The following is an 18,613-nucleotide window of genomic DNA, read 5'->3' as shown; positions in this document are numbered from 1 at the left end:
CGCCCTAAACACTGCGCGATCGGGTAAGGGTTCGTGACAAGGCATCCTGCCAGCCCGCGATCAGCTTGGCGCGCTGATCGCCAGGCATTGCCGGTTCAAACCGGTCGCGCGCTGTCCAGGTTCGCGACAGCGCATCCAGATCGGCCCAGACGCCCGTCGCCAGTCCTGCATGGAACGCCGCTCCAAGCGCTGTTGTTTCAAGATGGACCGGCCGCTCGACCGGCGTCAGGAGCATGTCGGCGAGGAACTGGCACAGCCAGTCGTTGGCGGCCATCCCGCCATCGACGCGGATCGTATCCGGCGGCGCACTGCCGTCGGCGATCATGGCGTTTGCCAGATCGAGAGTCTGAAATCCGACCGCCTCCAGCGCGGCACGGGCAAGGTGGGCCTGCGTGGTGCCAAGCGTCAGTCCGAAGATCGCGCCGCGGGCATCCGGGTCCCAATGGGGTGCGCCAAGGCCGACATGAGCGGGGACCATGTACACGCCGTGATTGTCGGCAATGCGGGTCGCCATGTCATGAGTGTCGCTGGCATGCGTGATCACGCCGATGCCATCGCGCAACCATTTGATCGCGGCGCCTGCGATGAAGATCGATCCTTCCAGCGCATAAGTCATCTTGCCGTTCAGCCGATAGGCCGGGGTCGTCAGCAGCCGATGATCTGATTCAAGCGCACGTCCGCCGGTGTTGAGCAGCATGAAGCAGCCGGTGCCGTATGTCGATTTGGCCATGCCGGGATCAAAGCAGGCCTGTCCGAACAGCGCGGCCTGCTGATCCCCGACAAGACCAGCCACGGGTATGGGCACATCGAACAAACCATCTGCCGTCATGCCATAAACATGGCTGTTGTCGTGTACCTGCGGCAGCATGGCGGCAGGTACGCGGAACAGGCGGCACAATTCGTCGTCCCAACGCTGGGCATGGATATCGTAAAGCAGGGAGCGGGAGGCGTTGGTCACATCGGTGGCGTGAACCGCTCCGCCGGTCAGCCGCCACAGCAGGAAACTGTCGATGGTGCCGAAAGCCAGCTCGCCGTTTTCCGCGCGCGCGCGGGCGCCGTTTACATGGTCGAGAATCCAGGAAATTTTCGTAGCGCAAAAGTAGGGATCGATGAGCAGGCCTGTTTTCGATCGTACCTGCCTCTCGTGACCCTGAGCATTGAGCATGGCACACACATCAGCCGTTCGCCGGTCCTGCCAGACGATGGCGTTGTAGATCGGAATGCCGGTGGATCTATCCCAGACCACGGTGGTTTCACGCTGGTTGGCAATGCCTATGCCGGCAATCGCAGTTGCGCTTACACCACTTGCGGCAATGGCATCTGTCGCAGTGGCCAGCACATCGCGCCAGATATCTTCGGGATCGTGTTCGACCCAGCCGGATTGCGGATAGTGCTGCGCAAATTCGGCCTGGGCGGTGGCGAGGGGCGTGGCGGTGCTGTCAAAAACGATGGCGCGGGTAGAGGTCGTGCCTTGATCGATCGCCAGAATATATCGCGGCACGGGCGCTTTCCTCTCATTGCGAAAAGGGCCGCCAGTTCCGCCAGCGCGCGTGCTCGGTCAGCACAGGTTTCGGAACAAGCGAACCACCCGAACGTTCGACGGGACCAATCTGAGGAAGTTTTATGATGATGGCCGAGGGGGCGCAAGCCTGCGCAGAAGGTGCGCTGTTCGAAACGATTGCCGATCCGGCGTTTCCCTGTGTGGGTGCGAAGTCTGCCATGGCGCGCGGGACGCTGAAGGTTCTTGCCTGTCACAGTCTTGCGAGCAGTTGGGACGACCTGATCATCCATCAGGCGTTGATGGACTGGGCTGCCGAATATCGCGCAGATCCCGGCGGCTTCCGCAGCCTTGCAGTATCGTTCGATGGGCCGGACGATCTTGACGAAGCACGTTTCGAAGACCTGATGTGGCAGCGCATTCAGTCTTTTGCCGACAAGGACGCGTGGCTTGGCCAGCCTTATGACCATCGCGTGAGCGCCGATCCATCCGATCCTCATTTCTCCCTGAGCTTTGGCGGCGAAGCCTTTTTCGTCGTCGGTCTGCACCCGGCAGCGTCGCGCCCGGCACGGCGCTTTTCCCGCCCGACGCTGGTGTTCAACCTTCACGATCAATTTGTGCGGCTGCGCGAAGAAGGGCGCTATGAAAAGATGCGCGACCGCATCCTCGATCGCGACAAGGCGCTGGCGGGCGACATAAACCCGATGCTGGCCCGGCATGGCGAGGCCAGCGAGGCAGCCCAATACAGTGGCCGTCTGGTGGAAGATGACTGGCGTTGCCCGTTCAGCGACAAGCGTGGCGCTGCGGCGTGATCGTGAACGAGATCTCCCCGCGCAGCGGCACCGCGTTCCGGTTGGCCAAAGGGCAGGTTCTGCGCGTGATCGATCCGCGCGGTGTGCAGGTAAGCGATATGCTTGCCTTTTCGGCTCAGGACGTACGCGAGGTGATCTCTGCCGGGCGCACCTTTGATTATGAAGAGACGATCCGCCTGACCACCGGCAACGTTCTGTGGTCCAATCGATCAAATCCCATGCTGGATATCATCGAGGATACCGTGGGGCGGCACGATTTCCTGCTGACGCCTTGTAGCGAAGCGACATTTCGTCACTTCTATCCGACAGAACCGGTGCACCGCGGATGCTTCGGCAATCTTGCGGCGGCGCTTGCTCCTTACGGTGTGGAACCCGACGCAATCCCCGTGGCATTCAACATTTTCATGAACGTGCCCGTCGATGGCAAGACCGGCAAGATCGAAGTTCTGCCTCCAGTCAGTCGCGCGGGCGATTACATCAGGCTCAAGGCCAGGTGTGATCTGGTTATCGGGTTGACCGCGTGTTCGGCCAGCGCATCCAACGGCGGAAGCTTCAAACCGATCCACTACGCCATCGAATGAGGTGCGACGTTCTTAACACATGCACACTGCCTGACGACCATCGGAGGACCGCCCGAAATGGGTGATTTTCTCTCGCAGTTGCGGTATAATACTGGCGATGCACGATCCGACGCGAAACTTGTCAGGGCACGATCGACTTCGCGAGATTGCGGAAATCTTGCGAAGCGCATTTACACTCCCTGATTCAGACGTGCCTGTCGGTTTGGGCCAGCTTTCGATTGCGGATATGCTGCTGGCGCTCGATAGTCCTGAATTGCGGGAAATCATGAGCGAAATAAAGGCGTTGCATCAAGAGCAGGTGCTCAGGCTGGAGCGATTGCTTTCGCGCCACGCAGACAATGATACCTGATCTCCTGACTGCCGCGGGCGAAACTTTGCAACGTGTTGCAATAAAATCTTTTTCCAAACAGTCTTTCGCAGCGTTTGCACAAGCGCTCCGGGGCGTCTAACGGTAACGTAACGATAATAACAACGGGCCGCGTCAGGTATTTTCCGGCGGGGACGGCAGCATGAATTTCGGGGTTATCGGCATAGATGCGTTGCAGCGTGGGGGTACGCGCATCGCCATGGCTTTGCTTGCCTTTACCGGGCAGCAAGTCGGGGCGCAGGCCGTCAATCCTTCACCGGGCGGCACTGTACCCACTCGTGACGACATTCGTGGCGTCACTCGCCCGTCCGTACCTGCCGATTCGCGTCTGACTGTCGAAGGCGGGATTGAGCGTTCGCCTTGCCCGCTGGCCGATCCGCAATATGCCGACATCAAGGTTAATATCACCAAGGTCGTGTTTGGCGGACTGAAGGAAACCGGCGCCGACGATCTTGCCGGAACATGGCAGCCCTATGCCGGAACCGCGCAGCCGATTTCGGTACTGTGCGAAATCCGCGATGCAGCGGGCACCATCCTGCGCAACCGGGGCTATCTTACAGCCGTGCAAGTGCCGACCCAGAAGATCGAAAATGGCGAAGTGCGGATGGAGGTCATCTATGCGCGCATCACCGCAGTCCGCGCGCGTGGCGAAACGCAAGGGGCCGAACGCAAGCTGGAACAATACCTTGGTGCGTTGACCGAGGACGAGGTGTTCAACACGAACCGGGCCGAGCGCTATCTGCTGCTCGCCCGTGACCTGCCCGGTTACAACGTGCAGTTGACCTTGCGTCCCGCCGGAACCGGGCCGGGCGATCTCATCGGTGAAGTCAGTGTCCTGCGTGAGGCTTATGCGGTGGACCTCACCGTTCAGAACCTCTCGTCCGAAGCGACCGGACGGTTCGGTGGGCAGTTGCGTGCGCAGGCTTACGGCCTGACCGGGCTGGGCGATGTCACGACCGTATCGTACTATGCCACTTCCGATTTCAGCGAGCAGCACATCGCGCAAGGGTCGCATGAATTCCGGCCAGGCCGCAATGGCCTGATCATTGGCGGGCAATTGACGTATGCCTGGACCAAGCCCGACGTAGCGGGGCTTCCGGCGGGCATCAACATCGATGCGCACACGTTGTTCGCCAGCCTTTATGCCCGTTATCCTTTGCAACGGGCGCAGGCGCGCAATGTGTGGCTGGCGGGCGGTCTCGACTTCGTCAATCAGGACGTCGACCTGATCGGTCCACTGACGCGGGACAAGGTCCGCGTTGCCTGGGCGCGGATCGACATGGATGGTGTGGACGTCAGCCGCGCCCGCCCGGCGTGGCGCTATGCCAGTTCACTGGAACTGCGGCAGGGTCTGTCGATCTTCGATGCCACGCGTGGTTGCACGGGACCTGCCTGCGCCGCCGTCGTTCCGACCAGCCGGTTTGATGGATCGCCCACGGCCACGGTACTGCGCTGGCAGGGGGAATATGAGCGCGCGCTGGGCGAAGTCTCGTTTCTGCTGGCACCGCGCGCGCAATATGCATTCAAGCCCCTGTTCAGTTTCGAGGAATTTTCGGCTGGCAATTATACCGTCGGGCGCGGCTTCGATCCGGGCGAACTGATCGGCGATAACGCCATCGGGGGCACCGCCGAATTGCGCGGGCCAAGGGTGGCCTTGTCACAGGGCAGCGACGTGCGGATGCAGCCTTTCGTCTATGCAGACGCAGCATGGGTGTGGAACAAGGGCATCCCCGGATCGCAGCGGCTGACGTCGGTCGGCGGCGGTCTGCGCAGCGAAATCGGGGCTCGTTTCCGGCTTGAGGCGACGCTCGCCATCCCGCTTGAAAAAGCAGGTCTCCAGACACGCAGGGGCGAACCCCGCTTTCTGTTGACCCTGACCACGCGTCTCCTGCCGTGGAGGAATTTCTGATGCGCCCGATCCCGTCGCTTACCCGCAAGCTCGTTTCCGCATCGGGCATTGCCCTTGCCACAGCCATGATCGCCAAGGCGCCCGTTGCGCAGGCGCAATCATTTCAGGGCACGGTGGATTCCACTTTCGGTTCTGTCAGCGTAATCAATGGCACGAACACGACGGATGTGTTTGTTTCCAGCAATTCCGCCGTCATCAACTGGACCCCAACCGATCAGGCCGCCACTGGCGGACCGATCAATTTCCAGACTGCGGGCACGACTGCGACATTTACCGGAAATTCCGGTTCGGGGGCGGACTTTGCCGTCCTCAACCGGATCGTCCCGGTAGGTTCGACCCGGCCTATCCAGTTCAACGGCACGGTCATTTCGCAATTGCAGATTTCCGGGCCACCGGTCGCGGGCGGTCGCGTATTCTTCTACAGCCCCGGCGGTATCCTGCTCGGTTCGAACGCGGTTTTCGATGTGGGCAGCCTGGCGCTGACGGCTTCGGACCTTGGTTACGATGCTGCCGGCAATTTCGATTCCAGCGGTTCCTATGTCTTCCAGCCCGCCACCGTGCCGGGCGCGCAGATCCGCATTCTTCCCGGCGCGCAGATCACCACTTCGGTCGATAGTGCTTATGTTGCGCTGGTTGCCCCCAGCGTCGTCAACGAAGGCACGATCAACGTCAACGGTTCGGCTGCACTCGTCGCCGCAGACGCTGCCACGATCACGTTTTCCCCCAACGGCCTGTTCGATATTCAGGTGGATTCAGGCACCAGTGCCACGGGTGTCGTCGCCGCCAACAACGGTACGATCACCGGCCCTGTTGCTGCGCCAACCTTCTTCCACCGCGTCTACATGGTCGCCGTCGCCAAGAACGATGCGATCACCATGGCCATCGGCAGCGGCAGTACGCTCGGATTTGATATTGCAGGCGCCGCCGATGTGGTGGGTAACGCCGTAGTGCTTTCGGCTGGCCACGATGTGGTCGCTGGCAGCGCGGCCATCGCGCCATCGGCTGGCGGAGGAACCGGCCAGGTTTCGATCACGGGCGGCGATGCGAACATCACCTCGAACTTCGTGGCCACCGCCAATGGTGGTGTAAATCTCGGTTCGACGTCGGCAACGGGTCTCGATTTCGCCTCGAACGTGCTCTTGAACGCCTCCGGGACGGGTTCGAGCCTGTTCGCCAATGCAACTGGCGCGTTGACGGTGGCGGGCGATGTAACGATTGTGGGCGATGTGACGATTGTGGGCGATGTGACGGGGACAGACCCGGCCATCCCGGCCATCGGCCGTGCTGCCGCACTTGTTGCAGATGGCGGAACCGTTACAGTCGGCGGCGATGTGTTTCTCAGTTCGGTCGGCCGTGGCGCTTCGGCGACCGTGGCGGGCACCGCAAGCGGAACGGGCATTGGCGGTGAGACGCGGATAGAGGCAAGCAACGGCGGCCAGATTCTGGTTTCCGGTAATGCCATTCTCGATTCAACAGGCTTTGGCGGGCAAGTCGAAACGCCCGGTACGGAGGGCGGCAGTGGCATTGGCGGCAACGCAAGTGTGCTCGCAACCGGCTCGTCAGGGTCCTCGGTCCAGATCCTCCAGAGCGTCGGTTTGGTCGCGGCTGGCCTTGGGGCGCCGGGAAGCGGCTGCTCGACCTGCACGACATCCAGCGGCAGCGGTGCCGGAGGTACGGTCACCATAAGGGCGGCCGGATCGAATAGCGTCGGTATCAGCGGCATTACCGTTGCGAACGTCGATGGTATCGGCGGCAACACGTCTGTTGGAAGCGCCGCAAGCGGCACTGGCGGTGCCGTGAATTTCGTAGCGGCGGACGGTGGTACGCTCGTCACGCACTTTGTCTCTGTGTCGGCTAATGGCACAGGCGGAACCGGACAGGCCGGGGCTGGCAGCGGGCGCGGCGGCACGATCGATGTGTCCACCTCCGGCGCAGGCGCGGGCGGTGCAACATTCGCAGGGCAAACCAGCCTTGCTGCCGAAGGTTACGGCGGCGGAGCAAATTCGGCAGGCGGATCATCGGCAAGCGGCACCGGAGGAACGGTTTTCGTCAGCGCGCGCGATGGCACCATATTGCAGTTCAACGATGCACTCACCGTCAGTACCAATGGGGCCGGCGGCTTCGGCGATGCCGGAACGACCGCTGGCATCGGCGGTGAAGCGGGCCTCGATGCTGCAACCGGTGGCACCATCAATATCACGCAGGGCACCACGCTGACTGCCAACGGTACTGGCGGTGCCTATGGCGGGGCATCGACGGGATTTTCCAGTCTCGGCGGCGTTGCGCAAATCACACTGGCGTCCGGCGGCAGTATCGATCTTGGTTCCGGTCTGCTTATCACGGCCAATGCCAGCGGCAGCAATGCCAGCGGCGATGCGATCGCCGGGACGGCGGTTGCTGGAACCGCCTCCATCTTTGGAACGGGCGGCGGATCGCTGGCGGTGGCAGGCAATGCGGATATTCTTGCAATTGCCAATGGCGGCCCCGGCAGCGGCGGCGCACTGGCGCAAGGGGCTGCCGGTTCGGGTGGCACGGCCTCGCTTGAACTGGTCGGCGCGCAGGCAAGTTTTGGCGCTGGTCTGACCTTCGATGCCACCGGAATCGGTGGTAACGGCGCGGCAGTCAGCGGGGCCGGTTTCGGCGGAATTGCTTTCGTATCCTTGGCTGACAGTACTTTGGATACGACGGGGGGAGTTTACCTCGGCGCTCTGGGCGCAGGTGGAAATACCCTGAACGCGGGCAATGGCGGCATCGGCGTCGGTGGCGTCAGCACTTTTGCGCTCTCGAACAGTTCGGCCAGTCTGCTCGCAGGTCTGACGCTGGAAGCCTCCGGCAGTGGGGGTGTCAGCGTTGCTCCGTCGGCGGCGTCGGGCAGCGGCGGCAGTGCCAATGTTTCCGTGAACGCCGGATCGCTGACCGTTGCGAATGCGGTTCTGCTGCTCGCCGATGGCGAGGGCGGCCGCGGTCGTGTTTCTGCGGACGGCGGCGTCGGAACCGGTGGCACGATCACCCTTGCCGCAAACGGCGATTCACGCGGCGACAGCATCATTACAGCCGACACATATTCGTTGCGCGCCAATGGTGTCGGCGGCGAAGGCTATGGCGCGGCCAGCAGCAGCCCGCCCAATGGCGCCTTTGCCGGCAGCGATGGCGGCAACGCCGTCGGCGGGACGATTTTCGTCAATGCCGCCGGGGATGGCGGAACGATATCGGGCAGTTTGCTTGAGGTAAGCGCCACGGCGCTGGGCGGCATTGGCGGTGATGGTTTCTCGTCGCCAACGCTGGGATCGCCGGGTGGCAACGGTGGCAATGGCGGTTCCGCGCAAGGCGGTTCGATCACGCTGGACAGTGCGCGCGGCACCGGCACGGGAACGGGGGCGCTCGACTTCGCAAATATTACGCTCGAAGTCACCGGAACGGGGCGGAGTGGCGGCGATGGAGCACCCGGCACGTCACAGGGTACGGGCGGCAATGGTGGCTTCGGCACGGGTGGAACGATCTCGGCAACGCTGGATCGCGGCGGTAGCCGACTGCTCGTCAGCGAATCCTTGTTTTCCGCCGCGCAAGCCATTGGGGGCAACGCGGGCGCCTGCGATATTGGCTGTCTCGCAACGGGTGGCACGGCCACCGGCGGTTCGATCTTCCTTGGCTCCAATGGCGCGACGGCGGGGAATGTCCTGAGCGTTGCCGGGCAACTTCGCGCAGATGCGCGCGCCGATGGCGGCGACGGGCAGGGCGGGGCTGCGGGCAGTGGCACCGGCGGCACGGTGCTGGTGCGTGGCGACAGCGGACTTGCGTTCGATGCAGGGGTGCTTGCGCTGGTGGGAAGCGCGACCGGCGGGAATGCCATCTCGACCGGCGTTGCAGGGGCCGCGCTGGGGGGCAGTGCGCGCCTTGTTGGCGCGGGCACCGGCTCGGTTACCGTAGCAAGCACGGTATCGGCCACTACTGAAGGCACTGGCGGTGACGGCCTCGGCGGTTCGGCTTTGGGCGGTGCGGGTACGGGCGGCACCAGCCGCGTCGCGGGCGAAGGCGCGGTCATGGCGCTTCAGGGCGATGTCTATGTCATTGCCAATGGCTTCGGCGGCGCAGGCAACCAGAACTTTGCATCTGGCGCAGGCGGCACCGGAACGGGCGGTCTGGCAACGGTCACCGCCGGTGTACCCACATTCCTTGGCAATGACAGCCAAATCACGATCAGCGGGCTTACCTTCGTCACGGCGGATGGTGTGGGCGGCGATGCATGGGTCGCGGGTGACGGCGTTGGCGGGCGGGCGCGGATTTATGCCCGGCAGGGTGCTCTCTCGCTTGGCACGGTATTGCTCGGCGCACGCGGGCAGGGCGGATTTGGGGTTTCCGGCGGGACCGGTGGCGCAGGCTACGGCGGCGTAATCGACATGATCGCCGATAATGCCATTGAGGGTCCAAGCTCGATCACATTCGCGCAGGCCATCGTCGATGGGTCGGGGTCGGGTGGTGTCGGTGGCCAGCCGGATGCCCCCGGAACCATTGGTGGCAATGGTGGATTGGCCGAAGGCGGCTCGGTCGTCGTAGCTGGCAGCGCGGGCAACGGTTTCCTTGTCGGCGGTGTTGTCGTTGCAAATGCCAATGCGGTCGGCGGCGAAGGCGGCGCTGGTAATGGCGCTGCGGGCGGCGACGGCGGCAGTGCATTTGCCGGGTTTGTCCAGATCGGTTCGATCAGCGGTATTGATACCGGAACGCTCAATGTGGGTTCGGCAAGTTACACGGCCATCGGTGCATCGGCCAATGCCACGGGCGGTGCGGGCGGTGCCGGTAGCAGTGCGATTGCGGGGGCAGTCGGCGGGAATGGTGGTGATGCCATCGGCGGCGGTGTCAGTCTTCTGGTGCGCGGTTCGCCCGTCACCATCGTCGGCGCCAGCAGTTTCGAGGCAAGTGCAGCAGGCGGTGCCGGCGGATTTGGCTTTGCCACCGGAAACGGCGGCGATGCTGCCATCGGCAATGCCGACCCGTCTTTGCTGGCAGGCGCAGGTACGCTTGTAACCAGCCGGTTCGAACTGCCTTCGCAGCCAGGCGCGCTGAATGCGACCGACCTGTTCTTCGTCTCCACAGCCACGGGCGGAGCAGGGGCCGTCAATGGTTCGTCGACGAACCTGGGCGGCGCAATCAAGTTCCGGGCGATCAACAGCGCGATCGATGTTGCAAACATCACGTTCACTTCGCTCGCCAGTGCCCAGGGGCCGGGTGCAACCCCGGATGCCATAGCGTTGACTGGCGCAACCGCAACGATCTCCGGCGGGTTGCAGTTCGATTCGACACAAGCCGTTTCGCTCACGCTCGACCAGTCGACATTGACCGCCGACCAGATCGGTATCAGCGGCGGAAACTGGATACTTGATCCGGTTATCCCGGCAGCGCTTGGTACGCTTGCCGGAATTACGTCCATCACACTGTCATCCGGTCTCGATCTTGTCGCCCACGCGAACTTGCAGGCGCAAGGATCACTGACGCTATCGGCGCTGGGCAACATCGATTTCGGTGCGCTGACCGCGCTTGGTCTGATCGACGTGACGGCGGGCGGAGCACTGTCGCTTGACGATGTTACGTCCGGCGATTCCATCGATCTTTCCGCGCTTGGGGCAATCGCCGCCGGCAATATGACGGCGGTAACTTCGATTACGGTCGATACGCCGGGCAGTGTCGCAACCGGCAACCTGGCAGCCGGGATCGGCACGCCGACCGGAGCAAACGGCATTCTCAATGCGATTGCCATCAGGGCAGGCGGAAACGTCGCCACGGGAACGGTGTTTGCCGCATCAGACTTCGGCATCGCCGCCGCTGGTTCGATCACCACCGGGCAGGCGACGGCTTACGACATGCAATTGCTCGGCGGGACCGGCGTCAGTACCGGCGGATTGAACGCCGTGAACCGTATCCTGATCGCCAATGCAGCAATGTCCGCTTTGGGCCAGACGGCCACAGGATATGACAAGGAGATCGTTTTCGCCGCGACGCCGGTTGCCCCTGTAGCAGGCGCAATCGCCATCGGCGGGCCGGTTACATCCACGGCGTTCACCGCTGCCGCGCAATCGACCTTCACCAGCGGCGCGATTACAGTGGTCCCATCGTCAACAGGCTCCGGTCGCTTGTCGATCGACGCAGGTGGCGCGCTCGTCACCACGGACCTGACCGCCGCCAATGCGCTCGACTTGCGCAGCGCGGCGTCAATCGCGACAGGTGATCTCGTGTCGCAAAGCGGCGCCGCTACCCTGGTAGCTCCGCTTGTCCAGATTGGCACGGTTCAGGCCGCAGCCGACATCATAATTTCCGGCGACACGATTGGCACGGGCAATCTTCAAGCAACCGCAGGCGCGATCTTGATAGACAGCACACAGTCTGTCTCGACAGGTACACTGACGGCGACCGAAGTGGTGGATATCACAGCAGGGGCGGCGCTCGCGACTGGCGCGGTGTCTGCCGGTGGCGCGATCAATCTTGCCGCGCTGGGCGCCATCGCAACGGGCAATCTTGCCACTTCTGCAGGCACGATCATTATTGAGAGCGCACAGTCTGTCTCGACTGGTACATCGGTTGCGACCGACTTCGTGGATATCAGGGCGGGTGTTTCACTCACGACCGACGCGATTTCTTCAGGGTCTGCAATCGTTCTCATTGCAGACGGCGGCATCGTCACCAGCGATTTGACCTCCGAAGTCGTCAACATCAGCGGCGCACAATTCGTCACGACCGGCACTCTTTCGACAGTATCGTCCGCCTTCGTTTCGGCCGGTGGCGCACTGTCGATCGATGCAGTGTCTGCAGGTGGGGCGATCACTCTTTCCGCTTTGGGCACTATCGCAACGGGGAACCTTTCCACCACGTCCGGCCCGCTGCGCATCGATGGTGGGCAATCGGTCCTCACGGGTTCGCTGACAACTCCAGGCTTCGTCGATGTGATCGCTGGCGATACGCTCACGATTGGCACGGCATCAGCAGGTGCTTCTCTCGATCTCAGGGCGCTTGGCGATATCGCAACGGGTGATCTTGCTTCTGCCACCAGCACGATCGTCATCGACGGCGCGCAGGCGGTATCCGCCGGTTCGATGACCGCAGCAAGCGTGGTCTATGTTTCGGCGGGCGACACTTTTTCGATCGGAAATGTATCTGGAGGGTCAGGCGTCGAACTGGCCGCACAGGGCGCCATTGCCACGGGTAATCTTAGCGCCACAGCAGGCTCGATTGGAATCAGCGGTACGCAGGCGATTTCGACAGGAGCCGTCAATGCGGCAAGCCTCGTCTTCGTCACCGCAGGAGATACGCTTGCCATCGATGCGGTATCTGCGGGCGACGATATCGAACTGGCCGCACAGGGCGCAATTGCCACCGGCAACCTTGCCGCCACCAACGGGTCGATCAGCATCGTTGGCGAACAAGCGATCTCGACCGGTGCACTTGCGGCGGGCAGCTTCGTTGATGTGACCGCAGGCGATACGCTTTCGCTCGGCACGGTGTTGTCCGGCGATTCCATAGATCTTGCCGCACTTGGCAATATTGCGCCCGGCAATCTGACGGCGGCCACGTCGATCACGTTCGACACGCGGGGCAATGTCCTGGCCGGCAACCTTGCCGCAGGAACCGGCACGCCGACCGGCAGCAACGGTGATCTTCATTCCGTCGGCATCCGTGCGGATGGCAGTGTTCGCACCGGAACCATCTTTGCAGCATCCGATCTTGGTATCGTGAGCGGCAGCGCCATCACCATCGGGCAGGCGACGGCTTACGACATTCTGCTGTTGAGCGCAGGGAGCGTCGCAACAGGGGGCATCGCCGCTTCCAACCGCGTGATGATCGCCAACGCTGCAATGGCGGCACTGGGCCAGACTGCCACGGGGTTCAACAAGGAGCCGGTTTTCGCGGCAACGACAGTCGCGCCTGCAACTGGCGCTATCGCGATCGGCGGACCGGTTTCGGCACGAGCCTTCACTGCCGCCACGCAATCCACCTTCACCAGCGGCGCCATTACGGTTGCGCCGTCAGCGGTTGCCTCTGGTCGTTTGTCGATCGATGCGGGCGGAGCGCTGGCTGCGACGGATTTGACGGCCACCAATGCCCTCAGCTTGCGCAGCGCAATTTCGATAGCGGCGGGGAATCTCGTGTCGCAAGCCGGAACTGCCACAATCTCGGCACCGCTGGTAGATGTCGGCACCGTGCAGGGCGTCGGTGGCGTTTCGATATCGGGGCAGACCGTTACAACAGGCAATCTTGCCGCCAGTGCCGGTTCGGTCAGCGCCACGGGAACGCAGACGATCTCTACCGGCGTGGTCACTGCTGATGACGCTGTCACGATTACCGGTGGCAGCCAGACAACTGTCCAGTCGGCCGCCGCGACGAACGGGCTTGTCGCGATTTCCTCGTCCGGCGCACTGGGTATCGGCAGCGTCACCGCTTCTGGCGGAGCAGTGCGCTTGATTGCGGGCGCCGCGGCCGCGAACGGTGGACTTGTCGCGGGACAAGGCTCGATCGATGTCGGTTCCGTGCAAGCGGCAGGCCTGGTCCAGATTGCTGCGGGTGGGACCATTTCGACAGGAACGCTCCGGTCTAACGCTCAAGGAGTAAAGCTCGCCTCGTTCGGTGGCACGGTGAACACGGGCGCGATCACCGCACGCACCGATGTGCTGGCAAGCGCGGCGCAATCGCTGACCATCGGCGGCAATATCAATGCGCGCGATATCGCCCTTCTGTCGGGAGGAAGTGTCAGAACGGCCGGCTTGCTTGCGGGTCTCGTTCTGGGCCAGTCGCAAACGGGAGCGGTTACGGTAACCAACGCCACCGGTCGTGTTCTGATCGCCAGTGCGGCCATGGCCGCGCCAGGCCAGTTGCTGTCCACATCGACCGATTACACGGCGCTGTTTGCTGCAACACCGATACGTCTCGCCGGGACGGTAAACGTCGTGGGGCAGGTCGTTGCAGGACGCTTCGTTTCGTTCAGCCAGGGCGGAATGACCGGCAGCAACATCGCTGCGTTCGGATCGGCAGAGGTTGAATCCGGCGGACTGGTTACGGTCGCGCAGCGCTGGGGTTCGCCCTCGCTGATCATTTCGTCTGCCGACATCCGCATCATCGATAACGGCTCGGTTTCGGGAGGGCCGACCGGCGCGCCGGTTGTATCGGGCATCAGGACGACGCCGACGGGCAGCATCAGCCTGATCTCCATCGGTTCGTCACCTGCGCTGATCGGCGACGGTCTCAGCGGATCGGGATATGCGCTTTCCGCGGCGGAGATTGCACTGGTGTCTGGTGGTCAGCTGGCGATCGGCGCTATCGACATCGCGGCCAATCCGGTGGACATGCTGATCGGCAATCTTGCGCTGACAGCTGGCGGAGACATCGGCCAGAGCAATGCTGCGGGCCAGACCGGACGGATCGTGTTCGGCACCGGCAACCGCGAAACGCAGACGCCGGGCGGGGCCATCCGCATTGTCGGCAATGTTACGGGTACAGGTTTTGCCCAAGGCAACGTCATCGAATTCGCCACCGGGCGTTTCGAACTCGATGCTGCGACCGGATCCCTGTCGCTGACCCAGAGCGGGACCGCGCTGGGGGGTGTCGTGGAAATCGCGGCCACCAATATCCACGTCGCCAGCGGCACGATCCTCGATCGGCTTGCTGCCAATCCGTTCTACGATGGCCATCTCGCCGATCTCAACCGGGCAGCCATCGTGCAGCGTCCAGACGGTGTGTTGCGCGCCCTCGGTCTCGATCTGTCCCCGACCGGTACGCTATATATCCAGAACACCGGGACGGCCCTCGATCCGGCCGGCTTCTTCGCGGATTTCGCGCTGACGGACGTGACTACTCCCGCCAATGCTGCGCCCGCCAGCCTTTCGGTGATCGTCAACGGCAAATGGCAGACACCGACCGGCATCGTGGGCGGAATCGATGCTCGCGATCTGGTTGTAAACAACGCTGAAAGCCTGACGGTCTTCACGGCGGACAGCTCGGTCAACGGTTGCGCGATCAATGCCAGCACCTGCATCACCGTAATGGAGATGGACCCGGTGGCCGCGATCGCCAGCCAGATACAGGTCGTAACGAACGATCCGCTGGGCAATACGCCGCAGTTCACTGAAGAACCGCCCACTGCACCCGAACCCGGCGGTAACGAATCCGCCGAAGAGACCAGTGAATCGCAGACACAGGAACGAACGGCGAGCGAGGGTGATGCTGCCACCAGTCCTATCGCGCCACCGCCGCAGATTATCGACAGTTCGCCGCTCGAACCGCAAACGCTGATTGAACAGCCTGTCGCGGGCAGCGGCAATCCGTCGCTGATCGGCTCCGTTGTCGATGAAGGCAGTGCAGAAGGGGAAGGCCTGTGAGCACCATGAAGACCTCCATCAACGCCCTGGCGATTGCACTTTCGATCATCGGTACCCCGGTTCATGCTGCCGAGAAACCGGAACAGCCGCTGTCGGTGCGCAACTCATTCCGCATCGGCACCGGCGGGGTTACCTGCACTGCGCAGAATGCACCGCTCGACGCGCGGCTGGGCGGGATTTTCGACCGCGGCTATCGGCTGAGCTGCCGCGATGCTGCGGGCGCCATCGGGACGATGATCGCCGTGCGCCGCGATGTCGCGCTGGGGCAGGAACCGTCGGGCCTGGCCGGAGTGGCGCTTGATTGTGGCGCGCTGGGTGCCGTGGTGATTCCCGATTTCGGTCGGGCCGATGCGGTCAACTGCCGCGATCACAAGGCCGGTGTCGATTACAAGAGATATGCGGTAAAGAACGGAAACAAAACATATTTTGTTGAAGGCTTGGCAGGGTACGATCCGGCCTTGCGACTTGCGCTTGCCAGCGCCGTCCGCGACAAGTCCGTGCCCGGTGAAATTCGCGTTGCCACAACTGAAGTCAGCGATCCGGCCGCCTTTGCCCGTGTGCAGGCAGGACAACTCGACCGGCTTGGCGCGCGCGACGAAGGATACTTGCGCAACAACGGCGGGCGATTTGCCGAATCCGCGGAATTTTTCGAAACGCTGGCCATCCGCGACCGTTCGTCGGGCGGTGTCGGGCTGGGCGAAGCACTTGCCAATCAGGGATTGCAGCAATCCAATCTTGGCAATTTCAGCGCCGCCGATCGGCTGTTCTCGCAGGCAAGCGCCGCGGCATACAGCAGCGACGGGGTGACCCAGCGCCTGATCCGCAATTACAAGGCGATCAATCGGCTCAACCAGCGCCGTCCGGTGGCCGCGCTCAAGGAACTGGCAGCGGACGTGACTGCTGTCAGCGCATCGTTTGATCGTGCCAGCTTGTCGGCAGGCCTGATCAACATGCCTCTGGCCGAAGAGCTGAACCGTGAGAACGCGGCATTGCGGCGTCTTGGTGCAGCCGATCCTGGTCTGTCGGATACCGAACGCGCCGAAATTCTCGATGCACAGGCCGATGCCCTGCGCGCCACGGCGGCCCGCCTGCAAGGCAAGTTCGATCTTGCCGTTGCAGGCTTCCAGACGGCAGGAGCGCGGATTGATGCGGTGCGCGGGGGGCGGATCGCATCGGCGGGCTGGCTGCGTTCGGAAATCCAGATCGAACTCGCCTTGCTGGCTGAGGCGCAGGGGCGCAAGTCCGATGCCGGGGCGGCATTCGATCGTGCAATCCGCATCATCGCCGCTGCGTTTCCGCAATCGCCTGCGTTGCTTTCGGCACAAGCGCGCAAGGCCGGATGGCTGGGGCGGTCCGGCGATGAGCCGGGTGCATTGGCGCTTTACGCAAAGGTAGTCGAGGACAGCCAACAGGTCCCCGATGCAGGTGCAACATTGCGTGAATTGCTTGGGCCATATTTCGGCTTGCTGGCAAAGCAGGGCGATGGTGCCGCTTCACAGGCGGTGTTTGCAGCATCACAAATCCTGCAGCGCCCAGGCGTTGCACAGACTCAGGCCGTGCTGGCCCGCCAATTGTCTGAAGGCAATGACGAAGCCGCCGCGCTGTTCCGCCTGTCAGTCGCCCGCAGCCGCGAAATCGCGCGGATCGAGGCTACGTTGACCGCGCTTGGCACTGTTGCCCAACCCACCGCGCAGGAAACGGCTGCGCTGAAAGCGGCGCAGGAAAATCTGGCTTCCCTGCAACGCGACCAGACCGGCCTGGTCAGCAAGCTGGCCGCCTATCCGCGCTACAACGTGCTTGCGCCAAAAAGCGTCGATCTTCCCGAATTGCAGGGTGCGCTCAAGCAGGGCGAGGCCTATTACAAGCTGATGATCGTTGGCGATCACGTTTACAGTCTGTTCGCAACGCCCACATCGGCGCAGCTTTTCGATACCGGGCTGACGCCCGACACGCTTGCAAGATCGGTTCAGGACATCCGCGATACGATCGTGAAGGTCGTGAACGGGCAACAGACCAATTACCCGTTCGATCTCGTCAAATCCCGCGCGCTTTTTGGCACCTTGTTCGGTCCGGTCGAGGGCCAGTTGCCACAAGTCAAACACCTGATCTTCGAACCCGATGGCGGTATGCTGCAACTTCCGCCGACGGTGCTGGTCACTGGCGACAAGGGCATTGCCGAATACGACAAGCGCATGGAAAGCCCCGATGGCGATCCGTTCGATTTCACCGGGGTCGAATGGCTGGGCAGGGGGCGCGAAGTTTCGATCGCGGTCAGTTCGCGGGGGTTCCTCGATCTGCGGAAGCTGGCCGCATCCACGGCACCGCGCAATTATCTGGGCCTTGGACGCAATGCCAAGCCGACCGCGCGCCCGCTGACGGCGGTGGCCGACGAATGCGACTGGCCGCTCGCCACATGGCAGAACCCGATCTCCGCCGATGAACTGATCTATGCCCAGCGCAAGCTGAGCGTCGGCGGCAGCGCGGTGCTGACCGAGGCAGCGTTCAATGATAGCGCGCTTCTGGCCGCCACCGATCTTGACCAGTATCGCGTGTTGCACTTCGCCACGCACGGCCTGGTCACCGCGCCGCGCGCCGATTGCCCGGCACGCCCCGCGCTGGTCACCAGCTTTGGCGATATGGGTTCCGATGGCCTGCTCAGTTTCCGGGAAATCTTCGACCTGCGGCTGAATGCCGACCTCGTGATTCTTTCGGCCTGCGATACAGCAGGCATGGCCACAGTCGCCGCCAGCCGCGAGGCGGGCGTCACCACCGGGGGCAATTATGCGCTCGACGGCCTTGTCCGTGCATTCGTTGGCGCAGGCGCGCGCTCGGTCATCGCCAGCCACTGGCCGGTGCCTGATGATTTCGATGCGACCAAGCGGCTGATTGGCGGGGTCATCGAATCCGCGCCGGGTCAGGAACTGTCTGACGCGCTTTCATCCGCGCAGGAAAAGCTGATGGACGATCCCAACACGTCGCATCCGTTCTACTGGGCGGCGTTCATCGTGCTGGGTGATGGTTCCAAACCGCTGGTGGCGGGAACCAAGCCCATGGCAAGCCCGACGGCAACGCGATAAAACCGGCCGGA

7 protein-coding genes are annotated in these 18,613 nt (G+C 62.9%); 6 read left to right on the top strand and 1 reads right to left on the bottom strand.

The features are described 5' to 3' along the window. Nucleotides 1-4: 4 nt before the first annotated feature. Nucleotides 5-1,501, bottom strand: coding sequence for a glycerol kinase GlpK (gene glpK, locus LUA85_RS10860; protein ID WP_231469607.1), 1,497 nt, complete (start codon nucleotides 1,499-1,501; stop codon nucleotides 5-7). Nucleotides 1,502-1,629: 128 nt separating this feature from the next. Between glpK and gntA the strand changes: the two genes are divergently transcribed. The 6 genes from gntA to LUA85_RS10830 all read left to right on the top strand — a co-directional run bounded on the left by gntA (nucleotide 1,630) and on the right by LUA85_RS10830 (nucleotide 18,602). After that, complete coding sequence (gene gntA, locus LUA85_RS10855) at nucleotides 1,630-2,310, top strand: guanitoxin biosynthesis heme-dependent pre-guanitoxin N-hydroxylase GntA (RefSeq protein WP_371823723.1); 681 nt, start codon at nucleotides 1,630-1,632, stop codon at nucleotides 2,308-2,310. A 2-nt stretch (nucleotides 2,311-2,312) separates the two neighbouring features. Further along, on the top strand, nucleotides 2,313-2,891 hold the full coding sequence (locus LUA85_RS10850) for a DUF1989 domain-containing protein (RefSeq protein WP_231469605.1): 579 nt from the start codon (nucleotides 2,313-2,315) through the stop codon (nucleotides 2,889-2,891). A 97-nt stretch (nucleotides 2,892-2,988) separates the two neighbouring features. Further along, the gene (locus LUA85_RS10845; RefSeq protein ID WP_231469603.1) at nucleotides 2,989-3,240 is read left to right on the top strand and encodes a hypothetical protein; all 252 of its coding nucleotides are present in this window, start codon (nucleotides 2,989-2,991) and stop codon (nucleotides 3,238-3,240) included. A 160-nt stretch (nucleotides 3,241-3,400) separates the two neighbouring features. Next, nucleotides 3,401-5,167, top strand: a complete 1,767-nt coding sequence (locus LUA85_RS10840) for a ShlB/FhaC/HecB family hemolysin secretion/activation protein (protein WP_231469601.1) — start codon at nucleotides 3,401-3,403, stop codon at nucleotides 5,165-5,167. Then, the gene (locus LUA85_RS10835) at nucleotides 5,167-15,525 is read left to right on the top strand and encodes a hypothetical protein (protein WP_231469599.1); all 10,359 of its coding nucleotides are present in this window, start codon (nucleotides 5,167-5,169) and stop codon (nucleotides 15,523-15,525) included. The genes LUA85_RS10840 and LUA85_RS10835 overlap by 1 nt, the downstream gene beginning before the upstream one ends. 5 nt (nucleotides 15,526-15,530) lie before the next feature. Then, nucleotides 15,531-18,602, top strand: a complete 3,072-nt coding sequence (locus LUA85_RS10830) for a CHAT domain-containing protein (protein ID WP_231471841.1) — start codon at nucleotides 15,531-15,533, stop codon at nucleotides 18,600-18,602. Nucleotides 18,603-18,613 lie beyond the last annotated feature (11 nt).

Origin of the sequence: Novosphingobium sp. CECT 9465 (genome assembly GCF_920987055.1) — a bacterium.
GTDB lineage: Bacteria > Pseudomonadota > Alphaproteobacteria > Sphingomonadales > Sphingomonadaceae > Novosphingobium.
Note: the sequence above shows the minus strand (reverse complement) of the source record. Positions and strands in the feature narration are given on the sequence as shown.